This window comes from Pirellulales bacterium, from assembly GCA_036499395.1.
Taxonomy (GTDB): Bacteria; Planctomycetota; Planctomycetia; order Pirellulales; family JACPPG01; genus JACPPG01.
In genome coordinates this window covers 53,776-79,389 of the sequence record DASYDW010000100.1, presented here as the reverse complement: position 1 = coordinate 79,389, position 25,614 = coordinate 53,776, and the positions used below count along the sequence as shown (strand labels likewise).

The window sequence follows — 25,614 nt, the reverse complement described above, 5'->3', positions numbered from 1 at the left end:
ACCGAAAATCATGGATACGAAGCAATACCTCACGCGCGGCGCAGCATTGCTCGCGGCGCTAATCTCACTGACCTGTGCCACGGCCTTTGCTGCTGAGGCACAAAGAACAGAACCGGAATTGCTCTCCGTGCTGCGTTCTGGCGTGCCGGCCGACAAGGCGCTCGCCTGTAAAGCCCTGGCCACCGTCGGCAGCAAAGCAGCCGTGCCTGAACTGGCGAAATTGCTGCCCGACGAGCAGTTGTCGTCCTGGGCGCGGATCGCGCTCGAGACGATTCCCGACCCAGCGGCCGACGAAGCCCTGCGAGCAGCCGCCGGCACGGTAAAGGGACAACTGTTGGTCGGCACACTGAATTCGATTGGTGTCCGCCGTGATGCGGCTGCGGTCGATCTGCTAACGGGCCATTTGAAGGCTGGTGACGCCGAGGCTGCCTCGGCGGCGGCCGTCGCGCTGGGACACATTGCCAACGATTCCGCCACGAAGGCGTTGCGACAATCGCTGGCCGGGGCCAAGGCGCCCGTTCGTAGTGCCGTCGCCGAAGGCTGCATCCTGTGCGCCGAACGGCTCACGCGCGACGGAAAGAACAAGGAAGCCGCCGAGGTCTACGACGAGGTGCGCCAAGCTGATGTTCCCAAACCACGCAAGCTCGAAGCCACACGCGGCGCGATTTTGGCACGGAAGTCCGAGGGCATTCCCCTTCTGATCGAACAATTGAAATCGTCGGACAAAGCCATGATGCAATTGGCTTTTGGCGTCGCTCGCGAGCTTCCTGGCAACGAGGTTGCCCAGGCGCTAGCAGGCCAGCTCGCCCAGGTATCGCCGGAGCGCGCGGCGCTACTCCTCTACGCCTTGGCGGATCGCGGAGATAGTGTCGTCCTGCCCGCGGTTCTGAATGCGGCCAAAAGTGGTGACAAGGCAATCCGCGTCGTGGCGTTGGAAGTCGTCGGTCGTTTGGGTGACGCTTATACGCTCGAATCGCTGATGGCCGTCGCGGCCGAGAACGACGCCGAGATCGCGCAGGCGGCCAAGTCGGCCGTGGCAGCGCTAAAGGACAAAAAGGTCGACGCGGACATCGCAGCCCGACTGCCGGCGGCCGAAGGGAAAACGCAAATCGTCTTGATGGAACTTGTCGGCGAGCGCCGGATTAACGCCACTGGCGCGCTGATCAAAGCGCTCGATAGCAAGGACGATGCGGTTCGCAGTGCCGCCCTTACGGCGCTCGGCGCCACGGTCGGTCCTAAGGAATTGGCCGTGCTGATTAGCCAAGTGAACGAGCCCAAGAATGCCAATGACCTGCCGGTAGCGCAGCGAGCGTTGCGTGCCGCGTGTTTGCGGATGCCCGATCGCGAGGCGTGCGCGGCGGACCTGGCCACCGCGCTGCCGAAAGCATCGATCGCGACGCAATCGAACATCCTCGAAACGCTCGGTGCCATGGGAGGCTCCAAGGCGTTGGCAACGATCGGCGCTGCCATGAAGAGCAATAACGATCAACTGCAGGACGCCGGCAGCCGCGTGCTGGGCGAATGGATGAACGTCGATGCAGCGCCGGTGCTTCTGGATCTAGCCAAAACGGCGCCGGCCGACAAGTATCGCGTTCGCGCGCTGCGCGGCTACATCCGTCTGGCGCGCCAATTCGCGATGCCTGATGGGCAACGGGCCGAGATGTGCCAGAACGCACTGGCCGCGGCCGGTCGCCCCGAGGAGCAAAAACTGGTTCTCGCCGTAATCGAGCGCTATCCCAATGCCGAAACGTTCAAAGTCGCGGCCAAGGCCACGCAACTGCCCGAACTGCGCGACGACGCCACTCGGACGACCTTGGCCGTGGCCAAAAAGGTCGGCGGCGACAGTGCTAAAACACGCCAGCTACTTGCCAGCGCCGGCCTGAGCCCGATCAAGGTCGATATCGTCAAGGCAGAGTACGGCGTCGGCGGAACGCAGAAGGACGTCACCCAAACGCTGCAGAAATGCGTGGACAGCCTGCCGTTGATCATGCTTCCGTCGCAGAGCTACAACGACAGCTTCGGTGGCGATCCTGTGCCAGGCACGGCCAAGATTCTCAAGGTGCAGTACCAGATGAATGGCAAGCCGGGCGATGTGTCGTTCCCAGAGAATGCCTTGATCGTGCTGCCGATGCCGAAGTAAATCGTTCCGGCGCGGTCGAGGACGACAGCCTAGGCCGCGCCGAATCCAACGGCAGTTGACGATCAACACGCAGACATCGTCAGATTTGCCATCAGCAAATCGGACCCGTTCTAGCGCCGTTCGTGCTTCAAAATCTTGCCGACCAATTCCATATCCGGAAAATTGGCCAACACGTACGTGTTGCGGCCGTTGGTAATCGTGACGCGTTCGCTGCGCGGCGAACCTGGGATTGTTGACCCAACCCCCTGCAGCGTGAGTTCGTGCTCGCCCTGCGGCAGTTCCACACGCAACACCTGAATCTTCTCAGGCAGTAGCCCCCAGCAGCGCGTATCGGCCGCTTCCGTGGCCTCCCACGCCACGCCCACCACGTCGAGGCCGATGTCCCACAGCGAATACTTGTCGATCTTCATCGCCTCTTTCGTTCCGTAGATCACCCCTTTTTTGATGACCCGGCGGACCACGGCCCTGGCGATCACCTCCGGATAGACGGCGGCATATTGTTCGATGGCCAATTGCCCCACATTTGTGATCGTGGCCGTGTCTCCGACCGGCCGTTGATCAACTACTACGCGCACCCGGTCAATTTGATTCACGGGTACGACCACTTTCGGAACCTTGATCGGGGCGATCGTCGGCGGCAGCGTGTATTTGTTCGTCGCGCTCAGGATCTGATCCGCGATCAGAAGTGCCACGGTGCTGGGCAGCTCGACCGTCTCTTCCTTGTAGGGTCCCAGCCCCGTCAGCGCGAAGACGTACAACACCCCGTTACCGGGCGCCGAGTGGTGGCCATGTCGAGCCCGTTCGAAGTCTAGCTGGGCAAAGGCAAAATCCGGCTGCCAACTGACCACCGTGGCCGTAGCACGCTGCACGTCGTCGTAGTTCGAGTGCGTTTCTTCGCGCAACATTCCGCTGATGTACGGTCCCAAGGCGACCTGCTTGTAGGTCAGCTTGGGATTCTCGCCATCCTTGGTTTCTCCGGCCGCGATAATCTGCTGCTGCTTGTCGGTGATTTGCAGGCTGTAGGCTTGCGCATCCTCACCGCCGGTCATCAGGTTCGAGAGCGCGAGAAACGCCCGCACCAGGACTTTCTCGTAATCCTCGCCCGGATAATCGCGCACGTTGTCGTCAGTCAGCATTGAAAGAGCCGACCTGCCCAGGCTGGTCTGCTCCAGGGTGTCGAATCGGTCACGCACTTGGCGCAACGTCTGTTCGGCTTCGTGAGTTCGCCCGTCACACAGGTCGAGAACGGCCTGCTCCAGGCGCAGCACGTCGCCGTCATTCTTGGGACGTTTTAGTGCCTTGCCGATCGAGGCCGTGGCTTCCGGCACGTCCCCAGCGACAAACAGCTCGCGTGTCTGCACCAGCCGGGTGGCATGTGTCGCACAACCGGCCAGTCCCAAGAGCACGAGCGCGCAGAAATAGAGCAAGATACGTCGGACCATGGCACAACAGCATGCGTTCCCGAGGGGCAAACTATTTGAACAATCGACCTAAGCGAGTCTGGTAGTACCCCTTGGTCAACGTCGCAGATTGCTTGTCGTATTCTCCGGTGCGGACGTTTACCATCTCCATCGTCAGCAAATAATCGCGCTGATAATTCTGGTTTTCGCGCGTCGTACCTGATGTGAGCGTGGCATACAGCAGAAAATCGAACGGCTGTCCCGCTTGCTCCATCGCCATTGTGAAAGCGCGCATGTTCTGCGGAACATATATCTGATCAGGGCGCAATCGCGTCTGCTCAAGCCCTGCATCGACGAACCGCTTGTTCACAGGCTGGAAGACGTGCGACTCGACAATATGCGTATCGATGATCTGGTAGATCTGATCCTTGAAATCGCCGATCTCTTCCATGCTCTTGTTTTCGACGGCGACGAAGCAGATGCGCATCGGCGGTGGCGGAAGCTGCTCCTGGCCAGTCATGCTGACTTGCTGCACGCGCGGAGGCGGCGTCGAATGACGTGCCAGCAGCGCGCCGGTGGCTTCTTCCACCAGTGGCTTAAACGTTTCTTGTCCGGCCTGATGGCTTCCTACCATCTCTTTATCGCCTGGATGCAATATCTTGGCGAATTGCGATCCGCGACAACCGGATAGCGCTAGTTCCCCGGTCAGCGCCAGACCGACGGCCAGCCATTGTCGCCTGTGCATTGGGAATCCTTTCCAGCAGGGCGTATGTTCCTTGGCGAGCGTGGCGGCTCGCTTCTGATAAGTTCGATCCGTCGGCGTCTTAAACTTGAACGGTGCTAGCGGTTTTCACGCTTCCCCCGGGGCAATTCAAGAAAGCCGCCCGGCAGCATAAGATAGCCCGCACCTAGCGAGCATTGATGGCACGCTGGCACTGGCAGCCATAACTGGGAGCGCCGCGATTACCACCAAGAACTACTTCGATCGCTTCTATCGTTGGCTGGAGCTCGAATCCGCGGCCGAGGCGCGCGATCTAGCCGAGCGCCGCTTACAGCGCTCGCGGAAGACTGCCGAGCATGGAGGCGAAACGATTCTCGATCTCGCCATCGCCGATCATCAAACCGGCCTCGGTGGTCGCCACCTGTTCACTTTCGTCAAACGCAACCGCACGTTGAATCTACCTTGGAATCGTCTACGTGTAGGCTCCCCCGTGCTGATCACTTCGCAAGAGGAATCCGACCAGTCGCCGCAAAGTGGCGTCGTCAGTGCCCGCAATATCAGCTCCCTGCAAGTCGCGGTCGATCATTGGATCTCAGGCACTCTGTTCGACGTCGATCTCGCGGCGGACGAGGTTTCGCGCAATCGTGAGCGGGCCGCATTGCAAACCGTCGCCGCCGCCCGCGGACGGCTGGGCGAGTTGCGGCAAATCATCCTCGGAGACATGGATCCCGTTTATGCGAAGCGCCGACAGCCCCGTTTTCGTGACGCGAAACCACTGGCAACGGCCGATCATTTGAATGCTTCGCAACGCGCAGCGATCGAATTCGCACTCTCGGCCGAAGACCTCGCCATCATTCACGGTCCCCCCGGCACAGGCAAAACCACCTCGGTCGTGGCCTTCATTCGCGAGGCGGTGCTGCGCGGGGAAAAGGTCCTGGCCTGCGCACCCAGCAATACGGCTGTCGACAACCTGCTCGAGCGCCTCGTCGACATGCAGTTGCAAGTCGTCCGCGTCGGACATCCGGCCCGCGTCAAAGAGCAACTACGCACTCATTCATTGGATGCCCTGGTCGAAGCGCACGACAACATGCGCGTGGTCAAGGACCTGTTGCGCGAGGCCGAGGAGCTATATCGCAAGGCGGATCGCTTCACCCGGGCTAAGCCTGCGCCAGGCGCCAAGCAAGATTGGCGCCGCGAAGCGCGGCAGTTGAAATACGAATCGCGCCAGCTCGAACGGCAGGCGATCGACCACGTGCTCGATCGCGCCGATGTCATCTGCGCGACCACCTCGATTGATGACCTGGTGCTAGGGGAACGCACGTTCGACTGGGTCGTCGTCGACGAAGCGTGCCAATGCACGGAGTCGACGTCCTGGATTCCGCTGTTACGAGGACGGCGGATTCTTTTGGCCGGCGATCATTGCCAATTGCCCCCCACGGTCATCTCGCCCGAGGCCGGCCGCGAAGGGTACGCCCGCAGCATGCTGGAACGGCTGGTCGACACCCACGGTATCGCGGTCACGCGCCAGCTCGACGTGCAATACCGCATGCATGACGCGATCATGCAATTCTCCTCGTCGCAGTTCTACAAAGGCACGCTACTGGCCGACGAAACGGTCCGCGGCCATCTCTTGTCGGATCTTCCCGACGTGACATCGAGCCCGTTCACGGATGAGCCGATCACTTACATCGACACCGCGGGCGCCAACTACGACGAAGAACAAGAGCCCGATGGCAGCAGCCGGCGCAATCCCGAAGAATGCCGACTGGTACTGAAAAAAGTATCGCAACTCCTCGAGGCGGGTGTTCAGCCCGCGGATATCGCCGTGATCGCCCCCTATGCGGCGCAAATCCGCTTATTGCGCGAACGCGCGGCGGACCGAGAGCTAGAAATCGATACTGTCGACGGTTTTCAGGGGCGCGAGAAAGAAGCTGTCATCATTTCGCTGGTGCGCTCGAACCGCGAAGGCGAGATCGGCTTCCTGTCCGATACACGACGAATGAACGTCGCATTGACCCGCGCGCGCCGCAAGCTGATCGTTATTGGCGACAGCTCAACGCTCGGCGGGCATCCCTTTTATGCCGCTCTCCTTGAATACTTCGAGCAAGCGGGCGCATACCATACTGTGTGGGAAGAAATTGACTAGATGCGCGGGAATGGATTCCAGGAATCGCGCCATGCGCTCACACTTTCTTGCTGAGATTCGAACGAGCGATTTACCGGCTCATCATTCGCATCCGATCTGGCCGGCGGAGCGTGTACGCTGGGCCATTTTTCAAAATTCATCAAGCTGATTGCTGTGCTGTTTTGACCGGCTTCGAACGACGGCGTCGCGACCGCGGCGTACCGCACCGTACTCGTCGCGGCGATCAGATCGCTACTGGCCGAGATTTCAGGCTTGGGCATGGGACCATAGATGCCATTGCCTTGTTGAACGTCAGCGCTTCCCGCAAGAGCCATGTTCATATCTGAATTCGTGCCAGCGCCGCCGGCCGTCGCTAGCCAGTTCGACGAAATCACGGCCAGATCCTGGCCATTGACGATGCCGTCCGAGTTGACATCGCCTGCAGGTCCGTGCGTCAGCCAGTTCGACGAGACGAGGGCCAAGTCCTGGCCATTGACGATTCCATCGCCGTTCGCATCTCCGGCCAACCCTGCGGAGAACGTGAATTGATCGGCCGTCGTGACAGCCGACGTGCCGTAGCCGAAGATCGGCGCCTTGACGTTAGCGTTTGGGTTATCGCTGACGGTATCGACTTCATTAACGCCCGAGCGAACCGTCACGTTCACGGTCCCCGATCCAGCCGGAACCACGGCCTTGATCTGCGTATCGTTGACATAGGTCACCGAGGCGGAAGGCGTACTGCCGAAGAATACGGACAGGTTTCCCGCAGCGCCTGAGAAGTTCTGCCCGGTAACCGTGATCGTGCTACCGACGGCCCCGCTCGGGGCGCTCAGACTGGTAACGCGCGGCGTAAGGTCGACAACCTGAAAATCCCCAGCCGTGAGAACTTCGAGCCCGTTATCCGCGAAGATATCGTCGGAGTTCCAAACCAGGTTGATTTGGTTATTGGCATTCACCGACGCCGATGATCCCGTCACGTACATGGCGCTACCAATATCGGCCAGGATCAAACCATATTGCTGCATCGCATGCGCTATGATTTGCGACTCAGGAGGCATATTCGCGATCAATGCATCGATCGCGGGCGTGTCGGCCAGCCTCAACCGCGAGCCGAGAGGCAACCTTGTCGAACCCTGCGATGCGCTCACCATGTGCGACGCCGGATAGATGTACTGCGAACTCACGTCGCCGCTGGGAAGCGTAAACCGCAAAGCGTGATCGATGGCCCCCTGCCCTCCCTCGGCGATGGGCAGTCCCTCGTCCGGCCGTACCAGCCCCGCCAAGATCGACAGTCCGGCCGCATCGGCCGACGTGGCCCCCAGGGTCCGGAACGTGTTGGTGTTCATGTTCCAAATGGTTTCTTGTGCGGCATGCCACTGGTTGTCAGTCTTCGGCAACTCGTCGTCCTTATTGTTGGGAAACAGCGTTGGATCATTGGGGCGCGAAACACCGTAAAGTTCGTAGGCGATATTGTTGTCCTCATCCCAGATGATCAGGTGCGAGTCACCGCGCTGGTTATTGTTGTATCCGCCGCCATTCATATTCGGACCGTTTTGGAAATCCCCTTCCAAGACGGCATTTGCGGGAATCGGCACCGGCGCAATATCACTTTCGTCCGGGTAGTTATCGATCGTGACATTCACCTTCGTCGTGGAATTGCCATGCACGATATTCACGGGAATGCCGTACAACGGATCGTTGCCGTTTGCGGAGCTGTCCTCGCCCCAATCGGGGTGCAGATGAATGGAGCTGCCGATATGTGAGATGATCGCCGCCGAGTTCGCAGCAACGGGGGCGCCCGCGATGTTCTGATTCCACGGGTTATCGGCCGGAAAGAGTTGCGCCCCCAGCAGCGTCAACAGGCGCCGATCCTCGAGCCCCTCGAAGGCTCGTTTCCTGCGGGAACAAGACTTCCGCCGCGGCCCAGAGCTTTGTCGAGTTTGCGATTGAAAAAAGCGCAGCAACGGCGCTCCGGCCAGGTCGTGCCACCTTCGGAACATGCAGCCATCCTTAATCGAGCGTGCGACCTGCCACGCAGATTGGAACGACTTTCTCCGTCGGCGTCGAGTCACTTGTCGAGTTACTTGCCGTCTGCGGGCTGGTTTTTTGCCCGTTGACGTGAACTGGACGATTGATCGCTGCGACGATTGTTTCTTTAGAGACCTGACCGGACGGCAGATAAAGAGGGTCTCAAGACATTCAATGCGTTGATCGGTCGCAGCCCAATATGGTCAGCAAACCTCCACACCCGGCAACAAATCGAACTTTGATTGACGCAATCTTCGAAAGTCGGGAATTAATGACGCGCGAACCGCATCCCATCGAATAAGGGCGGTGAGCGTACACCGCCAATTCCAAATTACCCGGACAAGTTGGGAGTACTCTCATGACGCGATTTCTGATGCTCTTCCTGGCCCTGAGCTTTACCTCGTTGTCGGTCACAGGCTGCAGCGAGAAGGCAAAAGTCGAAAAAAAGACCACGGTCTCGACCCCTGAGGGAACGACGACGAAGACCGAGACCTCGACCGTCGAATCGTCTGGCAAGAATCCGCCAGCCGCCAACCCGTAAACGGGCCGCAATGACAAATGAAACGGTCCCGCCCCGGAACGACGGCGACGGGACCTGCATTTGCGATTGATGTTGCGCGGCACGAGCGCTTTGCTCGTGCCGCACTTTAATAGGGTGAGATGTCGATTTAACGAGGCGCGCTACGATTGCGCTCAATCGAAATCGGTATAGAGGGCCCGATCGTTGACGTTGTAGATGTCCTCGGCCTCTTTTTCGTCCGCCCATTCATCCGCAGGATCGTCTTGACTGACAACCGGCTTGCCCACTTGCTGCTGGGGCTGTTGTCCGACGGGCGGAACGCTCATTTTCGGCAGTGTCGAAACCAACGCCTTGGACCCGAGTGTGACCGGCAGGGTGCGTTGCCAGCCGCCCCGTTTGATGACGATGTCGACGCGATTTCCAGGGTCGTGGTTATTCATCAATGCCATGACTTGTGTCCGGGCGGTAACCTTTTTACCGTCGAATGCCACGATTACGTCACCCGAGCGAACGCCCGCATTAACCGCTGGTCCATCCATGGACAACGGCCCAACGATGACCGTGCCCGCGGAATCAGTTAACGTGGCGCCCAACAACGCGCCGCTGGGCGTGGGACTAGCGCCCGGACTGCCCGAGGCGCTCATGTACAACTGGCGCGGGCCCGCTTTCGGAATCACGCTCATCACGACGCCATGACCCGGTTGCACATGCTTCAAGATCTTGAGCACGTCCGGAATTGACTTGATACTGTGTTGCTCGATCGAAGCCAATTGGTCGCCAGGACGAATGCCGGCCCGATCAGCGCGGCCACCACGCTTGACTTGCGTGACGAAGACCTTGCCATCATCTTCGCGCAACCGCGCGCCCAAGACGGATTCCGTCAGATCGCTCGTATCCGCCTCAGCAGCGTCCTGCGCGTAGCTAATCGCCGACATTGCTGCGCCGATCAGGAGCGAAGCCATGATCGCGCAAAACCAGCGGGGCCGGGCCGTTTGCTTACTCAGCATGGCATCGTCGTATCGTCGACGAGTCATCATGAAAAATCCCTCTCGATGAATTCCAGGAGGCGCGCTTCTGGGCCCCGACGATCGTTTACATCAGCCATTCTACCGTTTGTCTAAAAATCCGTCAGCAACGGTCGATCGTCTGAACCCGCCATCCACCGCGCCATGGCACTTAACGAAAGAGACTTCAAGCGCCACCGCTTCTCGCCGAAACCTCTCAACCGGAATCGGTCGACGGGCCACCGACAACGATCGCACACATGCCAGGCATTGAGTATGACTTCCTCACGGCGTCAGTTTGCGCCGCGTCAGTCGGCGTTTCCTTGGTCGTCGCCGGCGCGGCGGCGGAGTTCGCTACGGCGCCATTGTTCGCCGCTGGCGATGCGCAACCGCTCGCAATGCCAACGGCGGCCATCGCGATAATGCAGATCAGATTCCTGACAGCCACAGCCATGCTACTGAGTCCTGGACAGCGCATTGAATTTCCACACAACGACGCCGACCCACCGCGAACTATCTCCGCGCACAGCCAGCGCGCTATCGCAACGCCATGTCCGGCTAACCAGGCCCGAAGAAATGCGGTCCGCGATGATAGGCAAGCGGCGAGTGTGACGCAATGTCACGTCGGCGCGCGAACTTGCGCAGCTTTCCCACACGATTTAGGACCTGCGAGCAACGCTTCCGTGCAATTTCGTGTGACGGCGCCCCAGGCGGGGATCGATGCCCGCGCCCCGGCAAGCAGTTCGTTTACAATTGCCCGCAATCGGCGACGAGGATTTTGGCACTCGTGGCGCCCGAGCGCGAACCAAGCCCTTCGGTCTTCTTGACGACGTCCATACCTTCGACAACCTTGCCAAAGACGACGTGCTTGCCGTCCAGCCAGGGCGTGGCCACAGTGCATAGGAAGAACTGCGATCCGTTAGTATTCGGACCGGCGTTGGCCATGCTCAGCACGCCTGGACCGCTATGCTTCAGCTTGAAATTCTCGTCGGCGAACTTCTCGCCGTAGATCGATTTGCCCCCTGTGCCATTGGCGCGCGTGAAGTCTCCCCCCTGGCACATGAAATCGGGAATCACGCGATGGAACGGGCTTCCCTTGAAACCGAAGCCCTTCTCGCCTGTACACAGGGCGCGAAAATTCTCGGCCGTCTTCGGGACAACGTCCGCGGCCAACTCGACGACGATCCGCCCCAACGGCTTGCCATCGGCGGTCAGATCCAGGAAGCAACGGGGCAACGCTTTTCCAGCGGCGGCGTCAGTCATGAGAAACTCCTTGAAGAGGGGCGAAACGCAACCGCAAAGCCTGCACGGCACGCACGGAGCGAGAATGGCCAGCGACACGCAGCCGGACATTGTACCCAACCAGCCAGAACCGCAAGAGGGGCGTGAATGTCGTCGCAAAACATCGCCGCCGGCGTCTCGTGAGCCCCTCCCGTCGGTCTGGTCATGCAGCAGGTTTGGTGAGCCAGATATCGAGCGCGATCGAGTCGAGCTGAATTTCGCACCCGCCGAACGCGCTCTCGGCAGCCATCCGCTCGAAATCTGCGCGGCCGTAAGCACGTTTGAGGAGCATGTGCTTGAACGTCCACTTTGTGATGGCCGTATTGGCGCGGCTGAGCTTCATCGCATCGACATGCGCGTTGATCTCGAACTGGGACGCGTCTTTGGAAAGATCGACAATCAGCGCTCGCCCGGCTGGCCTCAGCACGCGATGCATTTCGTCAAGCGCCCGCACCGGTTGCGCAAAATTCTTGAATGCCGCCCGACAGATAACGAAGTCAAACATGTCATTGGCGAAGGGCATGAGCGCCGCGTCTCCTTGATGAAATTCGACCGACACGCCCGCCTGCTGGGCGTTCGCGGCCGCCATCTCGACAAACGATCGGCTGATATCCAGCCCCGAAACACGGCACCGCCCTAGTCGAGCCAGTTCGATGGCAAGGTACCCTGGCCCCGGCGCCACTTCCAGCACACGAGCGCCCGGCGAAACCTGCGCGTCCAATTGTGCAGCAGCCTGATGATATTCGGCCAGACTGTTGCGCGTGATTTTGGCGTACCAGCGAGCCAGATAGCCCTCGAGCGGAAGCCCCTTATATCCGTTCAAGGCGCGCACCATCGCTACGTTTCCTCAAAACGAGTAATCGACCGGCAAGCCATTGCGCCTGTGCAACGTCGCCATCGAGAAGATATCCCGAGCAGACGCTATGCGCGCGACGCCGCCGATTCCGCGGGCGTAGCCTTGTCTCTTCCCCCAACCTCGACCTGGAATGAACCAAGGCCGACGCGCACCCCGTGATTGCCGGCCAGCGCCAGCCGCGCGGCCTCGCCGTCGGCACTTGCTTCGAGGACCGTTTTGATATCCGTGGCCGTCATGCCGCGGGCGAGCATCTCTTGCTTGAGCGCCGCGTCGATTTCGGCCTGATGCGACCTGCGCAGGTAGTCCGTAATGAACACGATAGCGGTGCAGGCAACAATGACAAAGGCCACCAAGCCGCAGACGATCAGCCAAGGGTTATTCATTAACAGTTCGAGCATGAGATCCCTCCGAGGAACGCGCGGCGCACTTCGCGACGATTGGCCCCACCAGTATGATTCGCCGCCGCCCAAGGATTATTAGGTACCGGCACAGTAATCGGTCCGAATCGACAATGCTTCTCCCGAATGCCCTGCGGTCGCCGGAACTAAGCAATCTGGCAGCAGATCGCGCCGGGGAACGTGGCGAGCAGGCATTTCCGCATTCTAACAACGCCCGGCAGTGGCGGCGATTTTCCGGCGAAGGATCGTCCAGCCGCGTTCAGAATCGCAAGAAGCCCTGCCCCGGCAGGCCGGCCATCGAGCGGAATCAGGCGGCCACGGGCTCCGCCGGCCAGACCGATCCGCGCGGCCCACGCAGGACATAAATCCAGATGCCGATACCGACCACCAGCACGATCAGGCTGATGTTCTGCGAGATGCTCAGACCGGTGCCGAAGACGGGGCCTTCGTCGGTGCGGATGATTTCGAGCAGAAAACGACTCACCGCGTGGATCGTCAACGTCATGGCCGTAAGCTCACCATCGTGTTGGCGATACGGATAATATGCAATCAAAAAAAGACAGAGCAGAAAGGCGTCGATCGCGCTGTAAAGCTGCGTTGGATGCACCGGGCGGCTGTGTTCGTGCGTGCCTGGCAGTGCGGACAGCCGTAGAAATCCGCCCGCCACTTTCAGTTCCAACGTTTTTTCCGCGACGAACGTGTTAACCAATTGCTCTTGCGCTTCTTCGAGCGTCGAAACGTCATGGCCATTGATCGACAATATGCGATCCCCTCCCGTGACACCGATCCCGGCCGCAGGCAGGTTTCCATAAATCTCGCCCACAATCGGATGATGGTCCGCGTCGGCCGCGACCAGCAGACCATAGACCTGCCCCAAGCGAACCTGCTGCTCGTGCGGTGGGCTGCCGGCGGGAAATCGAACGGCCCAAGGTAATTCGCACGGCCCGCCGAAACAGCATCCGTTGAGAAAGCATCCCAGCCGTCCCAATCCGAGCCCCAGGACAACACTCGGAGCGATCAAATCCGCCAAGGCTAAACCCGGCAACCGGTGCCGGTAGATAAACGCAATCAGTGCCAAACCGCCGACGACCAACATGCCGTAGACGACGAGTCCACCTTCTTGAATGCTGATCGCGGCTACCAGCGTCTGCTTCAACGATTTGCCGGCAACGAGCTGGTCCCAATACTCGATCAGATAAAACAATCTGGCGCCTAGAATCCCACTGACGAAGAGCCAGAATGCCAGCGACAAAATCAATTCCGGATCGACCCCCATGCGCCGCGCGCGATAGGCGGCCATGCCGACACCCGAAACGACCGCCAGCAACAACATCACGCCATAGCCGCGCACCGGTAAACCATTGGCGTCTGAGATCGCAGGCAGCAGGTAAATAATCACGATCGCCAGAAGCAATAGGACCGGCACGTAGCCGCGCGTATCGCGATTGAATCCTTGCCGTCGAATGAGCCACGCCAGTAGCAAAACACTAGCGACCGCCCAAATGGCGAGAATTATCCCCCAGCCAAACAGTGGCCAGCCAGCAACCTCGGCCGGGATATAGAACAAAGTGGAACGCATGATTTAGTTGATAGTGGACAGTAGGCAGTTAACAGAAAAACTCGGGCGCTAATTCAATCCACGATTATTGACGGCCCAGCTACTTCTAGCGACTCTCCTCTGGCAAGCAAGCGACGACCATTCACTGGCTGCTGCCGTCTGCCCACTATTTTATTCCTTGGCCTAAGAGGCAATTGTCGATCAGACGAACGCCAGACAGGCGGGCTGCGATCAGGGCCACGGTCGTGGCCGTTGCCTTCTGGACTTCGGCCAGCGTGTCGCAATCCGCGAGCGCCAGGTAGTCCAACGTCAGGCCCGGCGCCTCATCGAAAAGTCTCTGCATAGCAGCCTTGATGAGCGCCGCATCATGCTGCCCAGTGGCGAACAACTCGCACGCGGCTGCCAGGCTGCGGCTGAGCACCAGCGCCTTACTGCGATCATCCGCCGATAGGTACGCATTTCGCGAACTCATCGCCAGGCCGTCGGTCTCGCGCATCGTGGGGCAAACGCGAATCGCAACCGGGACGTCCAAATCATCGACCAGATGCCGCACGACCAGCGATTGCTGAAAGTCCTTTTGTCCGAAAAACGCGCTGTCCGGCGCCACGATGTTGAACAACTTCAACACAACCGTGGCCACCCCGCGAAAATGCCCTGGACGAAATTTCCCTTCCAGCGGTTCGGCTACGCCTGACATCTCGACCATCGTGGCATGCCCCGACCTATATATCTCACGCGGCGAAGGCGCAAAGACCAGATCGACACCACGCGGCGCCAAGAGCGACACATCCGCGTCGAGATTACGCGGATAACGCTCAAAGTCTTCACCAGGGCCGAACTGCGTAGGATTGACGAACACCGTCGCCACCACGCGCGTGCATTCCTGCTTTGCCGCGTCCACCAGACTCAGATGTCCCGCATGCAAAGCCCCCATCGTCGGCACCAGGCCCACGGATTCTCCCGCGGCGCGCCAGGCAGCGATACACTCTCGCACCTCGGCGCGGGTTGTAACAATGCGGCAACGGACGCGGCTCACCGACGGTGACACAATTGCAGGCTTCATATTGAACGGAAAATAATCTTCTGTCGCCTCGTTATCAAATCGATTAACTCATGGCCAAAATCGCGGCCTTAGCCTCGGCCAACTGCACCTCGGATTCAGAGTCAGTCAATCGAAGGAGCGGTCCGACACCGGGCCGCGTCGCGACGGCGACAATTGCCTCGTGCATCGTGGCGTCAACGTTCTCAGCCGCGCCGCTCGTTGCACCTCGACCGTGGGGAGCCGTCGCTCCCAGCTGGATCAGCAGCTTGGGGCGGATAACTCCGCGACACGCCTCGTCAACAGCCCCGGCAAGCGTGGCCGATTCGCGTGCGTCCAGGATACCGCCGTAAGCCCGCGACTGTTCGAGCCAAAAATCGCTGATAGCCAGTCGCTCTGGCTGTTCCCACGATTCTCGATCAAGCAGTTGCCGGCGCCGGATGATCGATTCTATCTCTGCCTGCAGTCGCCGGCCAGCCGAATCCGCGGCGGGCTGCGAGGGCTGCACCACGGTCCCAGCGTCGCGAATCAATCGGGCGTCGAAACTTTCAGCCAGCCGCGCCGCTAGCTGCGAATTCCCCGCAAGCGGTGCCCCCGTGATAGCCACATAGGGAGTGGCATGCCGCAAGTGATCTCGCAACTTTTTAAGCGTCCAACCAATGGTCGGGTGACGCCACTCTCCGGCTATTTCAGCGGCCGGCTCGATGACGAATTTGCGGAATGCCATCCGCGGATGCGGCAGCGTTAGCTGTGCCGAGTCGAGAATCAATTCATCGTATAGAAGCATGTCGAGATCGACCGTGCGCGGCCCCCAGCGCACATCGCGGGTGCGCCCCAGCATGGCTTCGATCTCGTTAAGTATCCCCAGCAATTGCGCAGGTGGCTGCGAGGTTTCTAGAACGACAGCACCATTCAGGAATGGCGTCTGCCCCGGTGGACCTCCCACAGCAACGGTCTCGTGCCAACTGCTGCACGCGCGCACCTGGCAACCCTCGAGCGCGTCAAGTTGGGCAACTGAACGCGCGAGCGCTTGCTGTCGATCCCCGACGTTCGATCCCAGTGCGACCAGACAGAGACTCATGAATGCCAGCCAGTCCCTCGTCGCAATCCAGAGCAACCTGCATGACGCTGATACACCAAACGGCGCTCAAGATGCACGAATGGTCGGTGCAGAAAACTGTGACCAGCGCCCTGCCGTTTTTCGTACGCCGGAGGCGCCGCGAGAAATACGACCACATCATGGCGCGGCGTGCGAGCGCAATCACCAACTGCATTATAGTCGGCCGAGAGCCATGCGATCGACGAGCCGGCAGTCTGAACGGCAAGGCAAAAGAAGGCACGTCACACAGGCGATAGAATGCCCAGTTCTCCCCGGCAATGCCCCGAGTTCTGCGGCTGGCCGATTCCGTGGCCCGACCGCAGAAAAAAAACAGGGGGGAATCCGTGCCGCGACGCGGACCAAGGTCCGGCAGCCGGCAGTCGCTCCCTCAGTCGCCGCCCCCAGTTTCATCGAGCCGAAAATAATCGAGCCCAAATCTCAAGGATATTGCCGGGTAGAACTGTGCTACGGGTCGCAACAGGCCGGACCGAGCCGACGCGCCGCGGTGTTTTGTAAAATGCAATCTTGCGACTTTATGCCAGCCGGCGTCCCATGCTGCAAACCGCGCCCACGCTTCATAGCGCGAATGCGGAACTTTGCCTGCCACCAATCTCGCACCCAAACGCGACCTCGACGAATCGACCGCCCCAGGCGCGCAGTGCGATCCGCATTGAATCACACGTAAATCCGCCGCGCGCCCTAACGAAACGACAGGTCGGTTGAAATCGATTCGCGTCGGCATGATCGATGAACGTGATGGCCCGTGAACGCGAATCGCAAACTCTCAGTCACGTACCCGCGTATTTTGCGATCTGAGCGACGATTGTCAAGAACGAAAATCAAACGCGAGCAAAGTTCGCGCGTTACAGCGTATCACTGCAACAACATCCAAAAAAATCACTTGCATTTCTTCAACACAATGACCCGCGCCTTGCATCTTCGCTGTTTGCAAAGCATGCGAACGGATATCGTACGATGAGGCCCGTCGAATTCTTCACGCACATTTCGTCGCAATTTTTTTCTGCAACCGCGCGAATAAAAATTATTGAACACACTTGCCGATGCGCGCCGGCTCCGCTGTGCGCTAACGCGGCCGCAGAATCGGCCGACGATGCGATAGGGCAGGCAAGCGCTCCCGGATCGCACTTACGCGCGCAAGATCGAGGTCCGCATAGATCACGCCTTCGCCATCGGCCGCGGTGGCCAGGACCGTACCCCAGGGATCGATAATCATCGAACGACCGTAAGTCGTCAGCCCCGGCGCGTGCTGCCCGTATTGATTGGGCGCAATGACAAAGCATTGATTCTCGATGGCTCGGGCGCGCAACAAGACTTCCCAATGATCGCGCCCTGTCGCGAGCGTAAAGGCGGCGGGAATGCAAAACAACTGAGAACCCAGGTCTACCAGCTCGCGGAATAATTCTGAAAACCGCAGGTCGTAGCAAATTGCCTGCCCGATTTTCCCGCACGCAGTTTCCGTGGCGCAAATTGTGTCGCCCGGCACCAGCCAACTCGACTCGCGACACGAAACTTGCCCCGGTATCTCAAGGTCGAAAAGATGCCGTTTGCGATATTTGGCGACGATCGTCCCCTCCGGCCCGATCAACAAGCTCGTGTTAAAACACTTCGTCGGGTCGGGCGAACTCTCGCAATAGCTCCCTGCGACCAGTGTGATCGACAGCCGCTTGGCCAGGCGGCACAGGATATCGCTCGTTGGTCCCGGGATCGATTCGGCCGAAGCCACCATCGTGGCCGAACGTCCCAGGCAAGCAAACATTTCCGGCAGCGCAATGAATTGCGATCCCCGGGCGGCAGCCTCTTCGACAAAGTCGCAGGCCTTCTGTACATTCTCGGCCACATTCTCGCCGGAGGACAACTGCACGGCTGCCGCACGAAATTTCCCAATCATACTGCTACTTTTCCCCCGCCCGAGGGTTGAATCAGAGGCCCGATTTGATTGTACAGCCGAACGATTTCATCGTAGGATAGCTAGTCTGATTTGTCATCTCGGGGGTGGGTGGTATCCGGATGGGCTCCGTGAATCAAACTAACCAGGAACACATGGCGCAACACGACACTGGGGAAGACAAATCGCAGCTCTGGCGCCTGGCCGAACAACCGACCGACGGCCCGAATCCGGATTACGAGACCCTGCGTCAACTATTGGGCCCAACCGTCTGTCGCCGGCTGGGGATCTTCGAGATACCGCCGAACTTCGTATTGTCGGTGGTGATTCCGGTCTACAACGAACTGCGCACGATCGAAGAAGTCGTTCGGCGCATTCGCCTGACCGGCCTCCCCTTGGAGATGATTCTGGTCGACGATGGCAGCGTGGATGGCACGCGCGATATTCTGTCCCGTTGGCGTGAAGCGCCGGACATGAAAATCATTTTCCACGACCATAACCAAGGAAAGGGCGCCGCGCTACGCACGGGCTTTGCCGCGGCCACCGGTACCGTGGTCATCGTGCAGGATGCCGACCTGGAATACGATCCGGCCGAATTCGTCAAGCTGGTGCAGCCCATCATCGAGAATCAGGCAGACGTCGTCTTCGGCAGCCGCTTCTCAGGCGATAATCAGCGCGTGCTCTACTTCTGGCACTACGTCGGCAACCGCGTGCTGACGCTGCTGTCGAACATGATGACGAATCTGAACCTGTCGGACATGGAAACCTGCTACAAGGCTTTCCGCCGTGAAGTGATTCAGAAGATTGCCCCCACGCTGCGCGAGAATCGCTTCGGCATCGAGCCGGAACTGACGGCCAAGATCGCCAGCATCCCGCACATCCGCATTCACGAACGGCCCATCAGCTATGCCGGCCGCACGTATGCCGAGGGAAAGAAGATCACCTGGCGCGACGGCTTCCGCGCCCTGTACTGCATCGTCCGCTACTCACGCGGCATCCGCGAGTGATACAGCTTGAAGTGATGCGTTGCCTGTCATGCGATCTTCGACATTGCATGCCCAAGGCGCTAGCTGCGCCGCTTGCCACCCGCTTTACTACGATCGAACAAATAGCCAGTTTCGGGCGGGATCGGCATAGGCAGAAGATGCTTCCTTCGTTTTGTGTCGATTCGCAGCAATAATACTGCAATGCGGAGAAACAGGCTTCAATTTGGCATTGTTCCTATCTTCGCAATCGTAACTGTGATCGCCGCACTTTCGTGGTTCCTCTCGCGCCCACCGTCGTTTGCGACTTTCTTGAACCAAGATTTGCGTCATCTTTCGCCCGATCGCAAGCAAGAGCTTGAAGAATTGCTGTTCCGCGTGCTCCCGGATAAGCGTCAGCAGAATCCTCTTGCAAATATCTTCGAGCCTGAGCCTTGGCACCTCTGGCACTCGACCGATGCGGAAGGCAATTCGCGATATATTCTCTTTGAGGGACGAGACCTGTTCATCATTCCTGGCGACTCTTATGCCAAGGTCTATCTTTTGGAAACGAACGGAACGATCCTTGAAGAATCCGGTTTTAAGACAGGATATCGGATAAACCTTGAAGGCGCGTTACTCCGGAATGATAAATCCCTCGGAATCGAGGTGATCGAGGTCCTAACGCATGCGAGCATTAATGGACTAGATATCCGAAAACGGTATTACGGCATAATTGGCAATAGAATTGCATTGCTCAGACTCGAAGACTCCAACGGCCATTTAGTAGTAAATGGCGATTGCGACGGACCACCGGTGCCCAAGCGTGACGCGTCCGAGTGGGCTACTATTCTTAAGTCTTCGGATCCAGCCGTCGTTCTCGAAGCACTTCATTGGCTTTCCGGTGATCATGCGCTAGACAGTAGCGGTGTTTGCAGGAATCACGAAAGCATGTCGCGCGCCATTGAAGCACAGCCAGGCGTCCAGGCGTCAATCCAGGCGTTGACTGCCTCGCAGCACCCCTGGGTTCGAGAAGCCGCGGCGATCGTCCAAAATCGATTCGGAAAATAGCGATATTTGATCGCATCGCTATGCCTTCGGATCATCGGGGCCTGCCATTCGATTCCTAATCTCGCGTGTACCACCACGCCCACAGAATCAACAAACCCTGAATCGGCAGTCGTGCCAGGTGTACCCAGGGCGGTACACCGCCGAAGAGCTCTTGATTCTGATAGACGTAGATGTTTGCCGGGAAGACGGCAATCAACAGCGCAATCAGGCCCCACGCCGCTAACCGAGTGGTCCGCGGGATCAGCAGCAGCACACCTAAGAGCACTTCCGCGATTCCACTGATAAAAACCAGCGCCGCATGCCACGGAAACGAGGGGGGCATGATTTTCATGTAGAAGCTTGGCGCGATGAAGTGGTTCATCCCGGCCACAACATAGAGCAGGCCCTGCACGTACTTGAGCACCGTTTTGATAAGTCCCATCGACCCTAACCTCCGAAAGGGGTGACGATCGCGCCCTGATCCAGCAGACCGTGGCGTGTTATAGTGCTCTCAACCGCGTACGGCAAAGAGCGCCGATCGCGCAGCACGAGCACGGAAGCCCCTCGCGAAGGAAACTTGCTTGTCCGAAACTACGCAACCGGCCGTCGAGATTCGTGCCCTGCAAAAAGTCTTTGGCGCCGCCGCGACACGGGTGACCGCTCTAGCCGGAGTCGACCTCGACATTCCCGCCGGCCAATTCCTGGCCGTGATGGGCCCGTCAGGTTCCGGTAAGAGCACGCTCTTGCACTTGGTAGCAGGCCTCGATGCGCCTGACGGTGGCACGATCCGCGTCAACGGACAAGACATCCTGGCCCTCTCTGACGATGATCTGACCCTGCTGCGCCGCCGCCGGCTGGGGCTTGTCTTTCAGGCCTTCAATTTGCTCGACGCCCTGAACGCCGCCGAAAACGTTGCGTTGCCACTGGTGGTCGACGGGGTCGATGACGCCACGGCGGAAAAACGTGCGGCCCAGGCACTCGATCGCGTCGGCTTGGCACATCGCGGCCGGCACTTGCCCAAGGAAATGTCCGGCGGCGAGCAGCAACGCGTGGCGATCGCCCGGGCCTTGGCGATCAAGCCGGTCTTGCTGTTAGCCGATGAGCCGACCGGCAACCTCGACACGCACAACGGCGACCAGGTGATGCATCTCTTGCGTGAGTTGGTCAGCGAAGGCCAAACCATTCTGATGGTCACGCACAACCCGGCCCATGCCGCGATGGCAGATCGCATTGTCATGCTGCGCGACGGCGAAATCGTACACGACCGACTGATGTCGGAAGAGCACGCCCGCAATGGTGACTTCACCGAAAGTGAAAGTTCGGGCGCACGGCCATGATGCTGCGGCATTACACGTATCGCGAGTTCGTGCGCCGACCGAGCCGAACGCTGCTTACCCTGGCTGGCATCGTGATCGGCGTGGCAGGTGTCTTCGCAATCGCCCTGGTGATCAACACCACGCGGCACGCGTATCAGCAGATGTTCGCCGATCTGACCGGCAACGCGGCGCTCGAAGTCGTTGCTGAAGGAGGAGGTGGCTTCGATCCTGCACTAGCGAGCGAGATTGCGAAACTTCGCGGTGTGCGCTCGGCAAATCCTGTCGTGCAGATGGTTGCGGGGCTGGTGAACGGAGAGAACCCGCTCGGCGTGATGGTCATCGGAACCGATCCGGCCCACGACGAAGAAACGGCCGCCCATCAGGTCGCGGGGCGAGCATTGGCGAACGACAACGAAGCCCTGCTGGTCGATAACTTCGCCAAGAGTTTGAAGCTGTCCGTCGATTCGCAAATCCGCTTGCTGTCACGCGCCGGGATCAGCGAGCTACGTGTCGTCGGCCTGGTCGAGCCGAGTGGCATCGCCGGATTCAACGGCGGTTCGGTCGTATTTGTCACGTTGCCGGCAGCGCGAAAGCTGTTCAAGCTGGACGACCAGGCGACAGCGATCCCCATTGTTCTGACCGACGATGCCGATTTGGACAGCGTGCAAGCCGCGATCACACCGTTGCTGCCAGAGGGTCTGGTGGTCCGCTCTCCCGCCACGCGAGGTGACCTGGCGCAGCATAGCCTACTAGGTGCGGAGCAAGGGCTGTCGGCCCTGAGCGTGGTTTCGATCGTGGCTGGTGCCTTCGTAATCCTCAATTCGTTCCTCATGAGTCTGGGAGAACGGCGGCGGCAACTGGCGATTCTCCGCGCGATCGGCGTGACGAGCAGCCAAATCACGAGCCTTTTGCTACGAGAAGCTCTGATCCTGGGTGTCGTCGGCATGGTTATCGGCATGGCCGTCGGGCTGCTCGTCTCGGTGATGCTCGTAGGAGGCATGGAGCAACTGCTCGGCGTGACGCTGCGACGCCTGGAGCTTGCGCCACAGCCGTTTATCCTCGCCGCGCTGTTTGGTCCAGGCATGGCCGTAATGGCAACCCTTTCGCCGGCGCGCCGTGCCGCTCGGCGCCCGCCGTTACCCGACTTGCTAGGTCTGCAGGTGCAAGGCAACGATGCGATTGTCACGCGCATGCTTCGCATCGGGGCCGTGATCGGCATTGCTGCCATCGCCGGTGTCGGAGCGTTCATCGGTCGCTGGCTGCCGGGCCCTCTGCAGCGCGCGGTGCCAGCACCGCTATTGGGTTTGATTCTGATTAGCGGCGTTCTGCTGACCCCTGCCCTGTATCCGTACGTCGCGGCCCTGATTGCCAGACTGCTCAAGCCGGTATGGGGGATCGAGGGACGGTTGGCCGTACAGCAACTATCGCGTAATGCCCTGCGCAGTGGCCTGACTGCCGCTGTGCTGTGCGTAGCCTTGGTGATCTCGATCGCAATGGGGCAATCGATCCGCAACAACATTCGCGACATCGAGCAATGGTCGGTCCGCACCTTCAAGGCCGATTACCTGCTGCGCAGCACGCTGCCTGAGTTGAGCTACGCCGTCACCGCGCATTTGCCCGAAGAGCTGCGTAACGAGCTGCGTGCGCTGCCCGACGTTGCAGCCGTTCACGAGCTGAATCTGGTGCAAGCAAAGACCGGCGACGAGGCGGTTGTGATCGTCGCCCGATCGTTCGACGCCGAAGCGACCGAAGCTCTAGATATCGCCGAGGGGTCGCAAGCCGATATCACGCGAGGCCTGTTGGCGGGCGAAGCCGTGATCGGCACAGCGCTCGCGCGGAGATTGAATCTGAACGTCGGAGACTCGCTGGAGTTGAACACCCGCCGTGGCAGTCGCACGGTTCGCATCGCGGGCACCGTGACGGAATACATCGCCGGTGGAATGGCAGCCTATCTCGAGCGGAAGGCTGCCCAGCAGTTATTCCAGTTCGATGGCGTCGACGTTTATATGGTGACCGCGCAACCTGGGGCGACCGCGGCCTTGGGGAAGACTATGGCGACCTTCAGTGAATCCCGCGGCTACATGTTGCAGTCGAATGCCGAATTTCGCGCCCGTATCCATTACATGATGGCCGGGGTCATTGGCTTTCTGTGGCTACTCCTGGCATTGGTCTTTTTCGTGGCCTCGCTAGGCATCGTTAACACGCTAACAATGAATGTCATGGAGCAAACCCGAGAAATCGCCGTGCTCCGCAGCGTGGCCCTTTGCCGGTCTCAGGTCCGCCGGATGATCCTGTTTCAGGCCCTCAACCTGGGCTTGTGCAGCCTGGTCCCGGGGGTAGCTATCGGCCTGTTGCTGGCATTTTTGATGAATTTGTCTACCCATGTCCTGCTGGGGCAGCCGGTCGAATTCTATGCCGACGGCTGGTTTGTGCTGGCATGCAGCGGGGCCTGCCTGCTGATCGCTTCGGCGGCCGCCTGGATTCCTGCCCGACGCGCTTCGCGACTTGAGATCGTTCGTGCGTTACAATACGAATAGCACGTCCCACTGCGACCACTCGGTCTTGGCTTTCGGGTTGCTTCTTCGAGGCGACAACGACAGCGCAATGCGAACGCAAAATTCACGATCTTATAAGTATTTAAAACTTGCACGATGCCGTGGCGTCACAGACGCGGCATTTGCTAGTCGCTTCACGTTGCGCGACGGGTGTATAATGACGCGATCAAGTCCGACTGGCCCAGGTTTTGGTCTTGATGCGAAACCCGCTATGCCGTTACTTTCCTCCCGGAGCATGACGCACCGCCCATTCGCACGCCGACGATTTGACGTATCTTCCTTCGCCGGTCGAAATGGTGTTTGACAGGGAGCGCACGATGGTGAGGAGTTTCAGAGTGGTAGTTTTGGGCCTTTGTCTGATCGGAATTTCATCCGCGGGCAGGGCTGAAGAGAAAAAGGGATCGCTCGTAATCATCGGCGGTGCCTTACGTTCAACAGACAGTCAGGTCTGGGAACGTGACATTTGGGAGCGCATCGTCGAGTTGGCAGGAGGCGAAGCCGCGCAGATCGCGGTCTTCCCCACCGCTAGCGGAACTCCGCTGGATAGTGGCGAGCGGGCCGTGGCCGCGCTGCGAAAGGCCGGCGCCGATGCTTTCGTTGTCCCCCTGGGCCTGATGAATGTCGACGTTGACTTCCGCAAGGTGGTCGTCGACGAAGACATGGTCGAAAAGGTCCGGCACGCGACTGGAGTCTTCTTCACTGGCGGCGATCAAAAGCGAATCACCAAAGCCCTGCGGACAGAAGAAGGCGAAAACACGCCGCTTCTGGAAGCCATCTGGCAAGTCTACAACGATGGCGGCGTCATCGCTGGCACTAGCGCCGGAGCTGCCGTGCTTAGCCGTGTCATGTTTGCCGACCCCGATACCGTGCTAGCGACTCTGAAAAAGGGCGTGAAGTTCGGTAAAGAGATCGACGAAGGACTCGGTTTCCTCGATCACGGCTGGTTTATCGAACAGCATTGCCTCACCCGCGGCCGCTTTGCCCGTGCGCTGGTGGCCATGCACTCGCAAGGGCTGAAATTCGGCATCGGCGTCGACGAAAACACCGCCTGCGTCGTGCGCAACGGAACCGAGGTCGAAGTCGTCGGCTTCAAGGGGGCCGTCGTGCTCGATCTCTCGAATGCCAGCCACGATCCTGATGTATCGGGCTTCAACCTTAAGAACGTCCGCATGACCTATCTCGATCACGGTGACACCTTCGACCTGACCACCCTCACCGTGACACCGGCCAAGCAAAAAGTCGCTGGCTCGATGCCGCATGGCGAAGAGCTCGACTCCGAAGCCGAACCGTTCATGTTCCCTGATATCCTGGCCAACACCACGGTGGTCGAGGTGCTCAGTCGGCTGATGCAACGCCGCAAGGTCGAGGCGATCGGGCTGGCCTTCGACGGACTGGCTGCTCGTCAAGAGCCGACGCAGGGCTTCGAATTCCGCTTCTATCCCGGCGAAGATAGCGCTGGATGGTACGGAGATGTTCCGGCCGGTACGGGATTCACGGTCAGCAACATCCACTTGGATGTACGGCCGATCGAAATCTCGGGACCGCTTTACAAGTAGTAGCTGTAGCCGCACGCTCGCGTGCGGACCGCTCGCTTTCTATTCATGACGCGCTGCATCGTCGACGGTCGTCGCGCAGCAGGGTCTATTGCAGACCTGC

21 protein-coding genes are annotated in these 25,614 nt (G+C 59.5%); 8 read left to right on the top strand and 13 right to left on the bottom strand.

All coding sequences use genetic code 11. The features are described from left to right. Positions 1 to 10 precede the first annotated feature (10 nt). On the top strand, positions 11 to 2,140 hold the full coding sequence (locus tag VGN12_18475) for a PBS lyase (GenBank protein HEY4311441.1): 2,130 nt from the start codon (positions 11 to 13) through the stop codon (positions 2,138 to 2,140). A 110-nt stretch (positions 2,141 to 2,250) separates the two neighbouring features. Here VGN12_18475 and VGN12_18470 read toward each other — a convergent pair whose 3' ends face one another. Together VGN12_18470 and VGN12_18465 are read right to left on the bottom strand one after the other, a co-directional pair. After that, a complete protein-coding gene (locus VGN12_18470; protein HEY4311440.1) occupies positions 2,251 to 3,582 on the bottom strand; it encodes a hypothetical protein in 1,332 nt (443 codons plus the stop codon). A gap of 31 nt (positions 3,583 to 3,613) precedes the next feature. Continuing rightward, the gene (locus tag VGN12_18465) at positions 3,614 to 4,285 is read right to left on the bottom strand and encodes a hypothetical protein (GenBank protein ID HEY4311439.1); all 672 of its coding nucleotides are present in this window, start codon (positions 4,283 to 4,285) and stop codon (positions 3,614 to 3,616) included. 172 nt (positions 4,286 to 4,457) lie between these two features. Between VGN12_18465 and VGN12_18460 the strand changes: the two genes are divergently transcribed. Next, positions 4,458 to 6,407 (top strand): AAA domain-containing protein, encoded by a 1,950-nt coding sequence (locus tag VGN12_18460; GenBank protein ID HEY4311438.1) that lies wholly within the window; start codon positions 4,458 to 4,460, stop codon positions 6,405 to 6,407. On the opposite strand, the gene VGN12_18455 is transcribed toward VGN12_18460, so the two are convergent. Then, the gene (locus VGN12_18455; protein ID HEY4311437.1) at positions 6,404 to 8,386 is read right to left on the bottom strand and encodes an IPT/TIG domain-containing protein; all 1,983 of its coding nucleotides are present in this window, start codon (positions 8,384 to 8,386) and stop codon (positions 6,404 to 6,406) included. The two genes, VGN12_18460 and VGN12_18455, sit on opposite strands and share 4 nt — an antisense overlap. Before the next feature lie 386 nt (positions 8,387 to 8,772). Here VGN12_18455 and VGN12_18450 point away from each other — a divergent pair, with 386 nt between their 5' ends. After that, on the top strand, positions 8,773 to 8,955 hold the full coding sequence (locus VGN12_18450; GenBank protein HEY4311436.1) for a hypothetical protein: 183 nt from the start codon (positions 8,773 to 8,775) through the stop codon (positions 8,953 to 8,955). Positions 8,956 to 9,107: 152 nt separating this feature from the next. Here the strand turns inward: VGN12_18450 and VGN12_18445 are convergent, their stop codons facing one another. The 9 genes from VGN12_18445 to VGN12_18405 form a co-directional block, all read right to left on the bottom strand. After that, a complete protein-coding gene (locus tag VGN12_18445) occupies positions 9,108 to 9,971 on the bottom strand; it encodes a PDZ domain-containing protein (GenBank protein HEY4311435.1) in 864 nt (287 codons plus the stop codon). Positions 9,972 to 10,155: 184 nt separating this feature from the next. Next, on the bottom strand, positions 10,156 to 10,392 hold the full coding sequence (locus tag VGN12_18440; GenBank protein ID HEY4311434.1) for a hypothetical protein: 237 nt from the start codon (positions 10,390 to 10,392) through the stop codon (positions 10,156 to 10,158). A gap of 293 nt (positions 10,393 to 10,685) precedes the next feature. Then, positions 10,686 to 11,201 (bottom strand): peptidylprolyl isomerase, encoded by a 516-nt coding sequence (locus VGN12_18435; protein ID HEY4311433.1) that lies wholly within the window; start codon positions 11,199 to 11,201, stop codon positions 10,686 to 10,688. A gap of 181 nt (positions 11,202 to 11,382) precedes the next feature. Continuing rightward, the gene (locus VGN12_18430) at positions 11,383 to 12,054 is read right to left on the bottom strand and encodes a class I SAM-dependent methyltransferase (GenBank protein ID HEY4311432.1); all 672 of its coding nucleotides are present in this window, start codon (positions 12,052 to 12,054) and stop codon (positions 11,383 to 11,385) included. An 86-nt stretch (positions 12,055 to 12,140) separates the two neighbouring features. Further along, the gene (locus tag VGN12_18425) at positions 12,141 to 12,473 is read right to left on the bottom strand and encodes a hypothetical protein (GenBank protein HEY4311431.1); all 333 of its coding nucleotides are present in this window, start codon (positions 12,471 to 12,473) and stop codon (positions 12,141 to 12,143) included. Between the two features lie 307 nt (positions 12,474 to 12,780). After that, complete coding sequence (locus tag VGN12_18420) at positions 12,781 to 14,052, bottom strand: prolipoprotein diacylglyceryl transferase family protein (GenBank protein ID HEY4311430.1); 1,272 nt, start codon at positions 14,050 to 14,052, stop codon at positions 12,781 to 12,783. 145 nt (positions 14,053 to 14,197) lie between these two features. Further along, positions 14,198 to 15,067, bottom strand: coding sequence for a pantoate--beta-alanine ligase (panC, locus tag VGN12_18415; GenBank protein HEY4311429.1), 870 nt, complete (start codon positions 15,065 to 15,067; stop codon positions 14,198 to 14,200). Between the two features lie 70 nt (positions 15,068 to 15,137). Next, the gene (gene folK / locus VGN12_18410) at positions 15,138 to 16,151 is read right to left on the bottom strand and encodes a 2-amino-4-hydroxy-6-hydroxymethyldihydropteridine diphosphokinase (GenBank protein HEY4311428.1); all 1,014 of its coding nucleotides are present in this window, start codon (positions 16,149 to 16,151) and stop codon (positions 15,138 to 15,140) included. 1,102 nt (positions 16,152 to 17,253) lie between these two features. Continuing rightward, positions 17,254 to 18,078, bottom strand: a complete 825-nt coding sequence (locus VGN12_18405; protein ID HEY4311427.1) for a carbon-nitrogen hydrolase family protein — start codon at positions 18,076 to 18,078, stop codon at positions 17,254 to 17,256. Positions 18,079 to 18,206: 128 nt separating this feature from the next. Here VGN12_18405 and VGN12_18400 point away from each other — a divergent pair, with 128 nt between their 5' ends. Together VGN12_18400 and VGN12_18395 are read left to right on the top strand one after the other, a co-directional pair. Beyond that, on the top strand, positions 18,207 to 19,082 hold the full coding sequence (locus VGN12_18400) for a glycosyltransferase family 2 protein (protein ID HEY4311426.1): 876 nt from the start codon (positions 18,207 to 18,209) through the stop codon (positions 19,080 to 19,082). A gap of 153 nt (positions 19,083 to 19,235) precedes the next feature. After that, positions 19,236 to 20,108: a hypothetical protein gene (locus tag VGN12_18395; GenBank protein HEY4311425.1), complete on the top strand. Its 873-nt coding sequence runs from the start codon at positions 19,236 to 19,238 to the stop codon at positions 20,106 to 20,108. Between the two features lie 55 nt (positions 20,109 to 20,163). On the opposite strand, the gene VGN12_18390 is transcribed toward VGN12_18395, so the two are convergent. Continuing rightward, entirely contained in the window at positions 20,164 to 20,529 is a 366-nt protein-coding gene (locus VGN12_18390; protein ID HEY4311424.1) for a MauE/DoxX family redox-associated membrane protein, read from the bottom strand. A gap of 139 nt (positions 20,530 to 20,668) precedes the next feature. Here VGN12_18390 and VGN12_18385 point away from each other — a divergent pair, with 139 nt between their 5' ends. The 3 genes from VGN12_18385 (at position 20,669) to VGN12_18375 (ending at position 25,514) form a co-directional block, all read left to right on the top strand. Then, a complete protein-coding gene (locus VGN12_18385; GenBank protein ID HEY4311423.1) occupies positions 20,669 to 21,424 on the top strand; it encodes an ABC transporter ATP-binding protein in 756 nt (251 codons plus the stop codon). Continuing rightward, positions 21,421 to 23,940, top strand: coding sequence for an FtsX-like permease family protein (locus VGN12_18380; protein HEY4311422.1), 2,520 nt, complete (start codon positions 21,421 to 21,423; stop codon positions 23,938 to 23,940). The genes VGN12_18385 and VGN12_18380 overlap by 4 nt, the downstream gene beginning before the upstream one ends. A gap of 353 nt (positions 23,941 to 24,293) precedes the next feature. Next, a complete protein-coding gene (locus VGN12_18375) occupies positions 24,294 to 25,514 on the top strand; it encodes a cyanophycinase (GenBank protein HEY4311421.1) in 1,221 nt (406 codons plus the stop codon). The last annotated feature ends 100 nt before the right edge of the window (positions 25,515 to 25,614 follow it).

What these genes read in the sequence shown, in the direction of transcription:
- VGN12_18470 (HEY4311440.1), bottom strand. Translation starts at nt 3,582, where the DNA reads ATGGTCCGACGTATCTTGCTCTATTTCTGCGCGCTCGTGCTCTTGGGA.
- folK (HEY4311428.1), bottom strand. Translation starts at nt 16,151, where the DNA reads ATGAGTCTCTGTCTGGTCGCACTGGGATCGAACGTCGGGGATCGACAG.
- VGN12_18405 (HEY4311427.1), bottom strand. Translation starts at nt 18,078, where the DNA reads ATGATTGGGAAATTTCGTGCGGCAGCCGTGCAGTTGTCCTCCGGCGAG.
- VGN12_18445 (HEY4311435.1), bottom strand. Translation starts at nt 9,971, where the DNA reads ATGATGACTCGTCGACGATACGACGATGCCATGCTGAGTAAGCAAACG.
- VGN12_18475 (HEY4311441.1), top strand. Translation starts at nt 11, where the DNA reads ATGGATACGAAGCAATACCTCACGCGCGGCGCAGCATTGCTCGCGGCG.
- VGN12_18390 (HEY4311424.1), bottom strand. Translation starts at nt 20,529, where the DNA reads ATGGGACTTATCAAAACGGTGCTCAAGTACGTGCAGGGCCTGCTCTAT.
- VGN12_18450 (HEY4311436.1), top strand. Translation starts at nt 8,773, where the DNA reads ATGACGCGATTTCTGATGCTCTTCCTGGCCCTGAGCTTTACCTCGTTG.
- VGN12_18420 (HEY4311430.1), bottom strand. Translation starts at nt 14,052, where the DNA reads ATGCGTTCCACTTTGTTCTATATCCCGGCCGAGGTTGCTGGCTGGCCA.
- VGN12_18425 (HEY4311431.1), bottom strand. Translation starts at nt 12,473, where the DNA reads ATGCTCGAACTGTTAATGAATAACCCTTGGCTGATCGTCTGCGGCTTG.
- VGN12_18455 (HEY4311437.1), bottom strand. Translation starts at nt 8,386, where the DNA reads ATGTTCCGAAGGTGGCACGACCTGGCCGGAGCGCCGTTGCTGCGCTTT.
- VGN12_18430 (HEY4311432.1), bottom strand. Translation starts at nt 12,054, where the DNA reads ATGGTGCGCGCCTTGAACGGATATAAGGGGCTTCCGCTCGAGGGCTAT.
- VGN12_18465 (HEY4311439.1), bottom strand. Translation starts at nt 4,285, where the DNA reads ATGCACAGGCGACAATGGCTGGCCGTCGGTCTGGCGCTGACCGGGGAA.
- VGN12_18435 (HEY4311433.1), bottom strand. Translation starts at nt 11,201, where the DNA reads ATGACTGACGCCGCCGCTGGAAAAGCGTTGCCCCGTTGCTTCCTGGAT.
- VGN12_18440 (HEY4311434.1), bottom strand. Translation starts at nt 10,392, where the DNA reads ATGGCTGTGGCTGTCAGGAATCTGATCTGCATTATCGCGATGGCCGCC.
- VGN12_18380 (HEY4311422.1), top strand. Translation starts at nt 21,421, where the DNA reads ATGATGCTGCGGCATTACACGTATCGCGAGTTCGTGCGCCGACCGAGC.